The organism is Bradyrhizobium sp. USDA 3364 (assembly GCF_054056355.1).
Window position 1 is genome coordinate 3335371 of the sequence record NZ_JBSRYG010000002.1, and the last position, 12761, is coordinate 3348131.

Below are 12761 nucleotides of genomic sequence, written 5' to 3' on the forward strand. Positions count from 1 at the left end.
GGTGCATTTGGCCGGGCTCATTGTGCACTGCGCTTGCTTGCTCGATTGGAACAATGCTCCGCGCGTGATATCCAGACGGCATGAAACGGCTGAAGGCGATACGAAGGTGGTTCGCACGGCGCTTCGGCTACGCGCGGCTGGCCTGCGTGGCGCTGCTGATCGGCTTTGCCGCGCTGCGGGTCGTGGACCCGGCTCCGGTGCAGGAGCTTCGGGTCAGGACGTTCGACACATTCCAGGTGCTCGAACCTCGCCAGAAGACCGCGCGGCCCGTCACCATCGTCGACATCGACGAAAAGAGCCTCGCCGATCCTCGGCTCGGGCAATGGCCGTGGCCGCGGACACGGCTCGCCGACGTCGTCATCAATCTCACCCGGCTCGGCGCCGTGGTGATCGCGTTCGACGCGGTGTTCTCCGAGCCGGATCGCCTCAACCCCGATATCGCGGCCGATACGTTCAGCAGCCTCGATGAGGAGATGCGCGCCAGGCTGCGGCAGCTGCCGAGCAACGACAGCATCTTCGCCGACGCCATCAAGAACTCGCGCGTGGTGCTCGGCGAATCCGGCGGACCCAACGTGCGCGCCGACCTCAATGAAAAGCTTCCGGTCACCGGGCTTGCGATGCTCGGCGAGGAGCCGCAGCCCTTCATGTTCATGTTTCCGGGGTTGCTGCGCAACGTGCCGGTGCTGGAGGAAGCGGCCGCCGGGCGCGGCCTGTTCACGATCCGGCCGGAGCGCGACGGCATCGTCAGGCGGGTGCCGATGATCATGGTGGCGCAGGGCATCACCATGCCGTCGCTGAGCTTCGAGATGCTGCGGGTCGCGAGCGGTTCGGGCACCATCCTGATCAAGGCCGACAAGGCCGGTATCCAGAGCCTGGGCGTCAAGGGCTTTGCGATCCCGACCGATCTCCACGGCCAGCTCTGGATCCACTACGCCCGCCGCGACCCCTCGATCTATGTCTCGGCCGTCGATGTGCTGGATGGGCGCGTCCCGCCGGACAGGATCGCCGGCAAGCTGATCCTGATCGGCACCTCCTCGGTCGGGCTGAACGACATCAAGACGACGCCGGTGACGCCGGCCATGCCCGGTGTCGAGGGTTCATGCCCAGGTGCTGGAGAGCGCGCTGACCGGCGATGTCGTCGCGCAGCCGAATTACGGCATCGGCATCGAATTTTTCGCTGCGCTGATCATGGGGCTGCTGGTGATCGCCTTCGCACCGAAATTCGGCCCGATCACGCTGGTGGTCGTCGGCGGCATGTTCGCCTCGGTGCTGGTCGGCACGTCCTGGTACTTCTACGCCCAGCACCGGCTGCTGGTCGACTTCACTTACCCGCTGATGTCGACCACGGCGATCTACCTGACGCTGATCTTCGCTAGTTTCGTGCGCGAGCAGCAGCAACGCCGGCAGATCAGGTCGCAGTTCGTGCAGTACATGTCGCCCGCTCTGGTCGAGCAGCTGGCGCAGGCGCCAGAGCGGCTCGTGCTCGGCGGCGAGGAACGCGAGATGACCATCATGTTCTCGGACATGCGCGGCTTCACCACGATCTCGGAAACCTACAAGCGCGATCCGCAGGGCCTTACGGCGCTGATGAACCGCTTCCTGACGCCGCTCTCCAACGCGATCCTCGCTCGCAAGGGCACCATCGACAAATACATGGGCGACGCCATCATGGCGTTCTGGAACGCGCCGCTCGACGACAAGCAGCACCAGGTCAACGCCTGCGACGCCGCGCTCGACATGCTGGAGCGCGTCGACGACCTCAATCGTGTGCGCGAGCAGGAGGCCAAGGACGGCGGCCACGTCTATGTGCCGCTCAACATCGGTGTCGGCCTCAACACCGGCACCTGCGTGGTCGGCAACATGGGCTCCGACGTGCGCTTCGACTATTCGGTGTTCGGCGACAGCGTCAATCTGGCCTCGCGGCTGGAGGGGCAGTCCAAGGAATACGGCTTTCCGATCATCGTGGGATCGACGACGGCACTCGCGGTGAAGGAGAAGTTCGCGATCCTCGAGCTCGACTTCATCATGGTCAAGGGCAAGAAGGAACCCGAGGTGATCTATGCGATCGCCGGCCGCGAGGACGTGGCGAACTCCGGCCGCTTCCAGCGGCTGCGCAACCTGACCATCGAGATGCTCGCCTGCTACCGCGGCCGCGATTGGGACGGCGCGCTCGCCGCGATCGAGCGCGGCCGCAAGACCGACGAGGCGCAAGCGCTGCAATATCTCTACCGCCTCTACGAGGCGCGCATCCGCGCCTTCCAGAAGGAGCCGCCGCCGGACGATTGGGACGGCGCCTTTGCGCTGTTGACGAAATAGGCGCCGCAACCCCGCTGTCGTCCCGGCCTAGTGCGCAATTGCGCACGGGAGCCGGGACCCATACGCCGCGGCCGGCGCAATGGGCAAGCGGCCAAACGGCTTTCCAACAACGCCCACTTGTGGTTATGGGTCCCGGCTTTCGCCGGGACGACAGCGGAGAAAATCACTCCAATCCGATCTGCGTCAGATCCTGGAACCAGTGCTGCGCCTGCACGAAGGTCTTCACCTTCGGCGACAGCGCGTGCGGATTGGTGTCGTGCACCACCCACACCAGCGCGGCATCGTCGACGATCAGCGCATGCGCCTGCGCCAGCAGCGCGTCCTGTTTCGCGGTATCGAAGGTCTGTTTGGCCTCGTCGATCAGCGCATCGACCTTCGGATTGTTGTAGCCGCCCCAGTTGACGCCGGTCGGCGCCACCTGGCCGGAATGGAAGAACCGCACGATGGCGTAGAGCGGGTCCGACGTGACATAGGCGATGTTGTTGGCGGTGATGCCCGCGTTCATCTCGTCGGCCGCGCCCTTGCGCCAGTGCGCATACAATGTCTCGAGCTCGACCACCTTGAAGTCGACATCGATGCCGATCTCCTTGAAGCTTTGTTGAAGGAATTCGTTCATCGGCAGCGACAGCATCTGCCCGGTGCCGCCCTGGGCGATGATGAAGGTGGTCTTCAGCGGCTTGTCCCTGGAATAGCCGGCTTCCTCGACCAGCTTTTTCGCGGCCACGAGGTCGTATTTCAGTTCGAAGGACGGCTTGCCGAACCATGGACTCGACGGGTCGACCTGGCCCTTGGCGGGCTTGGCGAGGCCATTCATCAGGCCGACCACCGCGTCGCGGTCGATCGCGAGGTTGAGCGCCCTACGCAGCCGGATGTCGGTCCAGGGCGAACCCGGCAGCACGCTCAGGTGATAATTCCAGACATGCGGCGTCACGTTGTCGACGATCCGCATGCCGGCGGCCTTGAGCTGCGGCACGGCGTCGGGGGCCGGCGTCTCGATCAGGTCGACCTGGCCGGCCAATAGCGCATTGGTGCGGGTCAGCGCTTCCGGCATCGGGATCAGGATCATCTTGTCGACCTTGGCGAGCCGCTTCTTGTCCCAATAATCCGGGTTCTTCGTCAGCTCCGCAAGTTCGCGCGGCACCAGCTTGGTCAGCTTGAACGGTCCGGTGCCGGAGGGCTGGCTGGCGAACTTGTCCCAGTCCCTGCCGAGCTTTTCGTATTGCGTGGGGCTCGAGACCAGGAACCAGAGCATCTGGTAGGGGAAGAAGGAATCGACCGTCTTGGTCGTGATCTCGATCGTGGAATCGTCGATCTTGGCGTAGCTCGCGACCGAGGGCAGGCGGGTCTTGACCTGCGCGCTCTGGCGCTTGTCGAATTGCGGTGCCTTGTCGTTCAGCACCTTGTCGAGATTCCAGATCACCGCATCGGCGTTGAAGTCGCTGCCGTCGTGAAATTTCACGCCTTTGCGCAGGGTGAAGCGCCACTTGGTCTTGTCGTTGTCGTCGACCTTCCATTCGGTCGCAAGGCCGGGCACCAGTTTGCCCGGCCGGTCGGCGACGTCCATCTCCCAGGCGACCAGCGGATCGTAGATCGTGTAGGCCGTGAATTGATAGGCGCCGGCGCCGCGATCGGGCTGCCCCGTCGTCAGCGGAATGTCGGCCATCGAAATGCCGTAGCGCACAATGGTTTCCGCCCGCGCCGACATGGCCGGCCAGCCCGCGGTCAGGGCAAGCGCCATGGCCGCCATCAGGATCGAATTCCGCGTACGCATATGAAGGCTCCGTTGATGAGAAGTCGGAGCCAAATCAAGCAAGCATGATGCCAGAATAGGCAGCTTCGCGCCGATCGGGCGCGAGGTGGGAAGAAATGACGCGCCCAGTGGTAATTTGCTGAAGAACTATTCCCCTTGGCACAGGCATTGCATACGCTTGCCCAAGAAATAATCACCAAAACGTCACCAGACTCGAAGGGATTGTTCAGATGCGTAACAGGAAGACCAATGCGGCAGCGATCATGCTGGCGCTTGCCATGGCCAATTGTGTGCCGGCGATCGCCAGTGCCGAGACCGTGCTGCGTATTGGCATGACGGCTGCCGATATTCCGCGCACGCTCGGCCAGCCCGACCAGGGTTTTGAGGGCAATCGCTTCACCGGCTTGACGATGTATGACGCGCTGACGATGTGGGACCTGTCCTCGGCGGACAAGGCGAGCGCGATGATCCCGGGCCTGGCCACCGAGTGGAAGGTCGACGATGCCGACAAGACCAAGTGGGTGTTCAAGCTGCGTCCCGGCGTCAGCTTTCACGACGGCTCGCCGTTCAATGCCGACGCCGTGGTCTGGAATGTCGACAAGGTCTTGAAGCAGGACGCGCCGCAATACGACGCGAGCCAGGTCGGCGTCACCGCCTCGCGCATGCCGACATTGGTCTCGGCGCGCAAGATCGACGACATGACGGTGGAGCTGACCACCAAGGAGCCGGACAGCTTCCTGCCGATCAATCTCACCAATCTGTTCATGGCGAGCCCGGCCAAGTGGCAGAAATTCTACGACAAGGCCGAAGGCGCTGATGCCAAGGCGAAGTCGCAGGTCGCATGGGCCGCGTTCGCCAAGGACGCGTCGGGCACCGGCCCCTGGAAGATGGCGAGCTTCACCCCGCGCGAGCGGCTCGAGCTGGCGAAGAACGAGAACTACTGGGACAAGGCACGCGTGCCGAAGACCGACAAGATGGTGCTGCTGCCGATGCCGGAGGCCAATGCGCGCACCGCAGCGCTGCTGTCCGGGCAGGTCAACTGGATCGAGGCCCCGGCGCCGGACGCGCTGCCCGAGATCAAGCAGCGTGGCTTCAATCTGTACTCGAACGAGGAGCCGCATGTCTGGCCGTGGCAGTTCTCCCGCGTCGAGGGCTCGCCGTGGAACGACATCCGCGTCCGCAAGGCCGCCAACCTCTGCATCGATCGCGAAGGGCTGCGCGACGGCCTGCTCGCGGGCCTGATGGTGCCGGCGACCGGCACGTTCGAGCCCGGCCATCCCTGGCGCGGCAACCCGACCTTCCAGATCAAGTACGACAAGCCGGCCGCGCAGAAGCTGATGCAGGAGGCGGGCTTCGGTCCGAACAAGAAGCTCGTGGTCAAGATCCAGACCTCGGCGTCGGGTTCGGGCCAGATGCTGCCGCTGCCGATGAACGAGTATCTGCAACAGGCGTTGGCTGAGTGCTACTTCGATGTGCAGCTCGACGTCATCGAGTGGAACACGCTGTTCACCAACTGGCGGCGCGGCACCAAGGATCCGTCGGCCAACGGCTCGAACGCGATCAACGTCACCTATGCGGCGATGGATCCCTTCTTCGCGCTGGTGCGCTTCCTGCAGTCGGGCATGGCGCCACCGGTCTCGAACAATTGGGGCTTCAACAACAATCCGAAGTTCGACGAGCTGGTGAAGAAGGCGCGCCAGACCTTCGAGCCGGCGGCCCGCGACGCGGCGCTCGCCGAGCTGCATGCGGCCTCGGTCGACGATGCGGCCTTCCTGTTCGTCGCCCACGACGTCGCGCCTCGCGCAATGAGCCCGAAGATCAAGGGCTTCGTGCAACCGAAGAGCTGGTTCGTCGACTTCTCGCCGGTCACGGTCGCGCCGTGAGGCGCTAGTCGCGCAATAAGTGCACCCTCTCCCCTTGTGGGAGAGGGTGGCTTCGCGAGAGCGAAGCCGGGTGAGGGGTTGTCTCCGCGGACAGCCTTCCTGAGATGAAATGATTGTATCGCGGATCGAAACCCCTCATCCGGCGCGCTCGGCGCGCCACCTTCTCCCACAACGGGAGAAGGAAGAAAGAACGCAACGTGTTCGCCTATACGTCCAGACGGATCGTCTACGTCATTCCGATCGTGCTCAGCGTGGCGCTGGTGTGCTTCCTCTTGGTGCACATCACGCCCGGCGACCCGCTGGTCGCGGTGCTGCCGGCCGATGCCTCGCAGGAGCTCGCCGCGCAATTGCGCTCGGCTTACGGCTTCGATCGCCCGCTACCGGTTCAGTTCGGCCTGTGGCTGTGGCGCGCGATCCATGGCGATCTCGGCAATTCGATCGCAACCGGGCGGCCCGTGCTGTCGGAAGTGATGCGCGCGGTCGGCAACACCGTGATGCTGGCGATTGCGGCTGCGATGATCGGCTTCACGCTCGGCCTGCTGTTCGGCCTGATCGCCGGCTATTTCCGCGACACCTGGGTCGACAAGGTCGCGACCTCGATTGCCATCGCCGGCGTCTCGCTGCCGCATTACTGGCTCGGCATGGTGCTCGTCATCATCTTCTCGGTGCAGCTCAACTGGCTGCCCGCGGTCGGCGCCGGACCCGGCGGCTCCGGCGCCTGGGCGTGGGACTGGGAGCATCTGCGCTATCTGGTGCTGCCCGCGATCACCACCTCGGTGATCCCGATGGGCATCGTCACCCGCACGGTGCGCGCGCTGACCGGCGACATCCTGAGCCAGGATTTTGTCGAGGCGCTGCGCGCCAAGGGGCTGCGCGAGACCGAGGTGTTCCGTCACGTCGTCAAGAACGCGGCGCCGACCGCGCTCGCGGTGATGGGCTTGCAGCTCGGCTACATGCTCGGCGGCTCGATCCTGATCGAAACCGTGTTCTCCTGGCCGGGTTCGGGCCTGCTGCTGAATTCGGCGATCTTCCAGCGCGATCTGCCGCTGCTGCAGGGCACGATCCTGGTGCTGGCGCTGTTCTTCGTGCTGCTCAATCTCCTGGTCGACATCGCGCAGGCCGCGATCGATCCGCGCATCAAGCGGAGTTAGAGCATGATCCGGAAAAGTGGAGACCGGTTTTCCCTCGCGACAAACGCGAAACGCGTTTGCGCGGAGATCATGCTCCAACAAAGAGCCTTCCCATGAGCGCGATGTCGGACACCGCATTGCAGGCCGCCCCCGCGAGCAAGGCACGCGGCTATTGGGCGACGGTTGGACGCCGCATCCGGCGCGACAAGGTCAGCATGGCCTGTGCCATCATCCTGCTGCTGATCTTCGCCTCGGCGCTGCTGGCGCCGTGGCTGCATCTCGCCGATCCCTATCAGGGCTCGATGATCCGCCGGCTCCGCCATATCGGCACGCCCGGCTATCCGCTCGGCACTGACGAGCTCGGCCGCGACATGCTGGCGCGCCTGATCTATGGCGGACGGCTATCGCTCGTCATCGGCATCCTGCCCGTGATCTTCGCCTTTGTGGTCGGTACCTCGCTCGGCCTCGTCGCCGGCTACGTTGGCGGCAAGCTCAACACCGCGATCATGCGCACCGTCGACGTGTTCTACGCGTTCCCCTCGGTGCTGCTGGCAATCGCGATCTCGGGCGCGCTCGGCGCCGGCATCACCAATTCGATCGTTTCCCTGACCATCGTGTTCGTGCCGCAGATCACCCGCGTCGCCGAAAGCGTCACCACCGGCGTGCGCAACATGGATTTCGTCGAGGCGGCGCGCGCGTCCGGCGCCGGTCCCTTCACCATCATGCGCGTGCACATGCTCGGCAATGTGCTCGGCCCGATCTTCGTCTACGCCACCGGCCTGATCTCGGTGTCGATGATCCTCGCCGCCGGTCTCTCCTTCCTCGGGCTGGGTACAAAACCGCCGGAGCCGGAATGGGGCCTGATGCTGAACACGCTACGCACCGCGATCTACGTCAATCCGTGGGTCGCGGCGCTGCCGGGCGCGATGATCTTCGCGGTCTCGATCTGCTTCAATCTGTTGAGCGACGGCATGCGCAGCGCCATGGACATCAGGAACTAGTGCGATGACCGAAGCCAATCTCCCGGCCGACATGCTGGAACCGGTCGCCGATATCGGCGGCGCGGCGCAGCCGCTGCTGCAGGTCAAGGGACTGACCAAACACTTCCCGGTGCGCGGCGGCCTGTTCAGCCCGCGCAAGACCGTGCGCGCGGTTGACGACGTCACCTTCGCGGTCATGAAGGGCGAGACTGTCGGCATCGTCGGCGAATCCGGCTGCGGCAAATCGACCACGGCGCGGCTGTTGATGCATCTGATGACGCGCGATGCCGGCGACATCATCTATGACGGAAGGCAGGTCGGCCCATCGCTCACGCTGCGCGACTTACGGCGCGGCGTGCAGATGGTGTTCCAGGACAGCTATGCCTCGCTCAACCCGCGCCTCACCATCGAAGAGTCGATCGCCTTCGGACCGAAAGTCCACGGTATGGCCGACGATACGGCGCGGTCCCTGGCGCGCGAGCTGCTCGGCAAGGTCGGCTTGCGGCCGGAGATCTTCGCCAACCGCTATCCGCACGAAGTGTCGGGCGGCCAGCGCCAGCGCGTCAATATCGCCCGCGCGCTCGCGCTGTCGCCGCGGCTCGTGATCCTCGACGAGGCGGTCTCCGCGCTCGACAAATCGGTTGAGGCGCAGGTGCTCAATCTGCTCGCCGACCTCAAGCGCGAATTCGGCCTGACCTATCTGTTCATCAGCCACGATCTCAACGTGGTTCGCTACATCTCCGACCGTGTGCTGGTGATGTATCTCGGCGAAGTCGTCGAGCTCGGCCCGGTCGATGCTGTCTGGGACGCGCCGGCGCATCCCTATACCCGCGCGCTGCTGGCGGCGATGCCATCATCCGATCCCGACAAGCGCACCGAGGTGCCGCCGATCTCGGGCGATCCGCCCAATCCGATCGATCCGCCATCGGGCTGCCGGTTTCACACCCGTTGCCCGTTTGCGGAGCCGCTCTGCGCAAACGACACGCCAAAACTCAGCGATCTCGATACAATGGGCCATCAAGCGGCGTGCTACATGGCCATTCCTGGCTCGGGGCACAGCCGCGCGCCGGCAAAAGCAAAAGGAGAAAACGCGGCATGACCAGACCCACTGCCAAGGATGTCAAGGTGATCGCGCACGTCGCCGACGTGCCCGCTGACGACGAGGTCGCCACCCGCATCGCCGGTTCGATCGGGCCGGCATTCGACGGCTTCGCACCGATCTCCGGCACGCTGCCGTTCGATCTCGAACCCGCGAGCTTCCTGCTGGCGCAGATCGCGCAGAAGACTGTGAAGGTGTCGAAATGAGTTCCGATCCGGCCCTGATGACGCTGACCGCGGTCGCCAAGGCGATTGCCGACAAGAAAGTCTCGTCGCACGAGGTGACGCGCGCCGTGCTGCATCGCATTGCGGAATGGCAGCCGCGGCTCAACGCCTATATGGCGATCGAATCGGAACAGGCGCTCGCCGCCGCGAGCGAGGCCGACGCCGCGCTTGCCAAAGGTAATAGCCATGGCGTGCTGCATGGCGTGCCGCTGGCGCACAAGGACATGTATTACGACGCCGGCAAGGTCGTGACCTGCGGCTCCCTGATCCGCCGCGACTTCGTGCCGAAGACGACGGCGACGGCGTTGCAACGGCTCAAGGATGCCGGGCAGGTCCGGCTCGGCTCGTTGCAGATGGTCGAGTTCGCCTTCGGGCCGACCGGCCACAACGTGCATTACGGCCCGGTGCGCAATCCCTGGAACACCGAGCACATCACCGGTGGCTCGTCGTCGGGCTCAGGCTCGGCGGTCGCCGCGCGGCTCACCTTTGCCGCGCTCGGCTCCGACACCGGCGGTTCGGTGCGGATGCCGGCGCATTTCTGCGGCGTCACCGGGCTGAAGACGACGGTCGGCCGCGTCAGCCGCGCCGGCGCGATGCCGCTGTCGCAATCGCTCGATACCGTCGGTCCGCTGGCGCAGACCGCGGAGGATTGCGCGCTGCTGCTCGGCCTGATGGCCGGTGCCGACCCCGAGGATCTGACCGCCTCGGTGCAGCCGGTGCCGGACTACATGGCCGCGACCAAACAGTCGTTGAAAGGAACGAAGATCGGCGTGCCGACGGCGTTCTATGTCGACGACCTCGATCCCGAGGTGGCGCGCATCCTCGACGAGACAATTGCGACCCTCAAGAAGGAGGGCGCCGAGATCGTCAAGGTCGAGCTCCCCGATCAGCGTCAGCTCTCGTCGGCATCGCAACTGGTGCTCGCGGTCGAGGCCGCCGCCTTCCACAAGCGCTGGATGATCGAGCGGCCGCAGGATTACGGCGCACAGGTCCTGATGCGGTTGCAGAACGGCCTGACCATTCCGGCGGTCACCTATCTCGAGGCGATGCGCTGGCGCGGGCCGGCGCTCGCCGCGCACAACGCGGCGGTCAACGGGATCGATGCGGTCATCGCGCCGTCGTCGCCGGTGCCGGCGCCGACGATTGCCGAGAGCGATGTCGGCAACGGTCCGGGGGCGGACGCGGTGCTGCAGCGGCTGACGCGGTTCACCCGTCCGGTCAACTATCTCGGCCTCCCGTCGCTCTCGATTCCGTCGGGCTTTACGAAGGCGCGCCTGCCGGTCGGCATGCAGTTGATCGGGCGCTCCTTCGAGGAAGCTGCACTGCTCCGGATCGGCGCTGCCTTCCAGCGCGCCACCGATTTCCACGCCAGGGTGCCCAAGCTCGCATGACCAATCTCGTCGAGATCAACAACCTCAACATCCGCTTCACCGGCGATCGCACGGTCCATGCCGTGAACGATCTCAGCCTGTCGCTCGGCGAGGGCGAGGTGTTGGGGTTGCTCGGCGAGTCCGGCTCGGGCAAGAGCGTGACCTTGCGCGCGCTGATGCGGCTGCTGCCGCGGAAGCGCACGCAGATCTCCGGCAGTGTCAAGGTGCTGGGCCAGGAGGTACTGGCGATGGACGACGAGGCGCTGTCCGCATTCCGCGGCCAGACCGTCTCGATGATCTTCCAGGAGCCGGCGCTCGCGCTCGATCCGGTCTACACCATCGGCCGCCAGATCGCGGAAACGGTGATGCGCCACGAGGGCAAGAGCGAGCGCGATGCCACCGCGCGCGCGCTCGAGATGCTCGAAGTGGTACGGATCCCCTCCGCCAAGCGGCGGCTGGAGTCCTATCCGCACGAGATGTCGGGCGGCATGCGCCAGCGCGCGATGATCGCGCTGGCGCTGGCCTGCAAGCCGAAGATATTGCTCGCGGACGAGCCGACCACCGCGCTCGACGCCACCGTGCAGATCCAGATCCTGCTGCTGCTGCGCGAGCTGCAGCGCGAGTTCGGCATGTCCGTCATTTTCGTGACCCACGACATCGGCGTCGCCATCGAGATCTGCGACCGGGTCGCGGTGATGTATGCCGGCCAGATCGTCGAGCAGGGCGCCCTGCGCGATATCGTGCGCACGCCGGTGCATCCCTACGCGAAGGGCCTGCTGGCCTCGACCATTCACGGCGCGATGCGCGGCCAGCGGCTCGAAACCATCCCGGGCACGCCGCCCTCGCTCGACCACGTGCCGGCCAACTGCTCCTTTGCGCCGCGCTGCAAATTCGCCGAACAACGCTGCAATGAAAGCCTGCCGCCGAACGTGCAGGTCGCGCCTGGCCATTTGGCACGCTGCGTCCTCGCGGAGCCCGCCGCGGCGACGGTTTAGCTCGCCCGCGCAACCGCGTCGGTGATCCAGCGCCGCACCGCGGCGATGCGCCGGTCCCGTGCCTGCTCGGTGCGGGAGATCAAATAGATCGTCTCGCTGTGGGCGGCCTCGAACGCAAACGGCGCCACCAGCTTTTTGCCGAAGCCCGGCCGCGCCTTGATCAGGGGCGCGATTGCGATTGCGACGCCGAGCCCGTGTTCGGCGGCCTCCAGCATCGCCGGCACGCTGTCGAGCCACAAATGCCCGCGCGGAGCAAGATTTGGCAGCCCGGCCTCGTTCAGCCATGCCGGCCACGCCCGCGGCTGCGTCGTGACATGGATCAGCACCTCGCGCGACAGGTCCGCGGGAGTGCGAAGACCTGCCTTGACCAGCGCCGGCGTGCAGACCGGCTGCCCCCTGACCTGGACCAGCGGCTCGACCTTCAGCCCGGCGGCTTGTTCCCGCCCGTAGCGGATCGCGACATCGACGCGGGAGCCGTTGAAGTCGGCATATTGATGCGTGGCCTCGATCCGGAGCGTCAGTCGCGGATGGCGCCGCTTGAACTCCGGCAGCGCCGGCAGCAGCACGGCGCTGGTGAAGAACGGCAGTGAGCTGATCCAGAGCTCGCCGCTGGTTTCGCCGCGTTGCCGCAACATGTCGCGGCTCGCCTCCTGCAGCGTCGCCAGCGCCGCCGACACCCTTGCAAGGTAGCGCTCGCCGTCCGCGGTCAGCCGTACCGAACGCGCGCCGCGGACGAACAGCCTGGTGCCGAACTGCTCTTCCAGCCCGCGGATCTGATGACTGATCGCGGACGGGCTCAGCGACAGGTCGTGCGCGGCGCGGCGGAAGCTGAGTTGCGTGGCCGCGCGCTCGAAGGCGAGCAGCGCCGCAAGCTGCGGGATCACCCGCGGATCGGGGGCGTCCAATGGGTGAATTCTGTTCACCTGGAGTGACGAATGGCCTTTTGTCATGGGAGCCATTCTTGGATCAGATTGCCCGAACGCTCAATCCTGCTCACCTCAGGGATCACCGTCT

At 65.4% G+C, this 12761-nt stretch carries 9 protein-coding genes and 1 pseudogene; 8 read left to right on the forward strand and 2 right to left on the reverse strand.

What is annotated here, in order from left to right:
* The first annotated feature begins 80 nt into the window (after nt 1-80).
* Nucleotides 81-2316, forward strand: a pseudogene (locus ACVILL_RS15600) (CHASE2 domain-containing protein).
* A 163-nt stretch (nt 2317-2479) separates the two neighbouring features.
* Here ACVILL_RS15600 and ACVILL_RS15605 read toward each other — a convergent pair.
* Nucleotides 2480-4087 carry an ABC transporter substrate-binding protein gene (locus ACVILL_RS15605; protein ID WP_456729865.1) on the reverse strand — a complete coding sequence of 536 codons (1608 nt, stop codon included), beginning with the start codon at nt 4085-4087 and terminating at the stop codon, nt 2480-2482.
* Nucleotides 4088-4329: 242 nt separating this feature from the next.
* Between ACVILL_RS15605 and ACVILL_RS15610 the strand changes: the two genes are divergently transcribed.
* The 7 genes from ACVILL_RS15610 to ACVILL_RS15640 all read left to right on the forward strand — a co-directional run bounded on the left by ACVILL_RS15610 (nt 4330) and on the right by ACVILL_RS15640 (nt 11747).
* A complete protein-coding gene (locus ACVILL_RS15610) occupies nt 4330-5949 on the forward strand; it encodes an ABC transporter substrate-binding protein (protein ID WP_456734269.1) in 1620 nt (539 codons plus the stop codon).
* 197 nt (nt 5950-6146) lie between these two features.
* Nucleotides 6147-7100: an ABC transporter permease gene (locus ACVILL_RS15615; RefSeq protein ID WP_456729866.1), complete on the forward strand. Its 954-nt coding sequence runs from the start codon at nt 6147-6149 to the stop codon at nt 7098-7100.
* Nucleotides 7101-7192: 92 nt separating this feature from the next.
* On the forward strand, nt 7193-8080 hold the full coding sequence (locus ACVILL_RS15620; protein WP_456729867.1) for an ABC transporter permease: 888 nt from the start codon (nt 7193-7195) through the stop codon (nt 8078-8080).
* A gap of 4 nt (nt 8081-8084) precedes the next feature.
* Complete coding sequence (locus ACVILL_RS15625) at nt 8085-9158, forward strand: ABC transporter ATP-binding protein (protein ID WP_456729868.1); 1074 nt, start codon at nt 8085-8087, stop codon at nt 9156-9158.
* Nucleotides 9155-9364 carry a hypothetical protein gene (locus tag ACVILL_RS15630; protein ID WP_456729869.1) on the forward strand — a complete coding sequence of 70 codons (210 nt, stop codon included), beginning with the start codon at nt 9155-9157 and terminating at the stop codon, nt 9362-9364. Before ACVILL_RS15625 ends, ACVILL_RS15630 begins: the two co-directional genes overlap by 4 nt.
* Complete coding sequence (locus tag ACVILL_RS15635) at nt 9361-10773, forward strand: amidase (protein WP_456729870.1); 1413 nt, start codon at nt 9361-9363, stop codon at nt 10771-10773. Before ACVILL_RS15630 ends, ACVILL_RS15635 begins: the two co-directional genes overlap by 4 nt.
* The gene (locus ACVILL_RS15640) at nt 10770-11747 is read left to right on the forward strand and encodes an ABC transporter ATP-binding protein (RefSeq protein ID WP_456729871.1); all 978 of its coding nucleotides are present in this window, start codon (nt 10770-10772) and stop codon (nt 11745-11747) included. Before ACVILL_RS15635 ends, ACVILL_RS15640 begins: the two co-directional genes overlap by 4 nt.
* On the opposite strand, the gene ACVILL_RS15645 is transcribed toward ACVILL_RS15640, so the two are convergent.
* On the reverse strand, nt 11744-12652 hold the full coding sequence (locus tag ACVILL_RS15645; protein WP_456729872.1) for a LysR substrate-binding domain-containing protein: 909 nt from the start codon (nt 12650-12652) through the stop codon (nt 11744-11746). The genes ACVILL_RS15640 and ACVILL_RS15645 overlap by 4 nt on opposite strands.
* Nucleotides 12653-12761: the final 109 nt, after the last annotated feature.

Coding starts and splice junctions, on each gene's coding strand:
- ACVILL_RS15610 (WP_456734269.1), top strand. CDS start 4,330: ATGCTGGCGCTTGCCATGGCCAATTGTGTGCCGGCGATCGCCAGTGCC.
- ACVILL_RS15625 (WP_456729868.1), top strand. CDS start 8,085: ATGACCGAAGCCAATCTCCCGGCCGACATGCTGGAACCGGTCGCCGAT.
- ACVILL_RS15640 (WP_456729871.1), top strand. CDS start 10,770: ATGACCAATCTCGTCGAGATCAACAACCTCAACATCCGCTTCACCGGC.
- ACVILL_RS15605 (WP_456729865.1), bottom strand. CDS start 4,087: ATGCGTACGCGGAATTCGATCCTGATGGCGGCCATGGCGCTTGCCCTG.
- ACVILL_RS15630 (WP_456729869.1), top strand. CDS start 9,155: ATGACCAGACCCACTGCCAAGGATGTCAAGGTGATCGCGCACGTCGCC.
- ACVILL_RS15635 (WP_456729870.1), top strand. CDS start 9,361: ATGAGTTCCGATCCGGCCCTGATGACGCTGACCGCGGTCGCCAAGGCG.
- ACVILL_RS15620 (WP_456729867.1), top strand. CDS start 7,193: ATGAGCGCGATGTCGGACACCGCATTGCAGGCCGCCCCCGCGAGCAAG.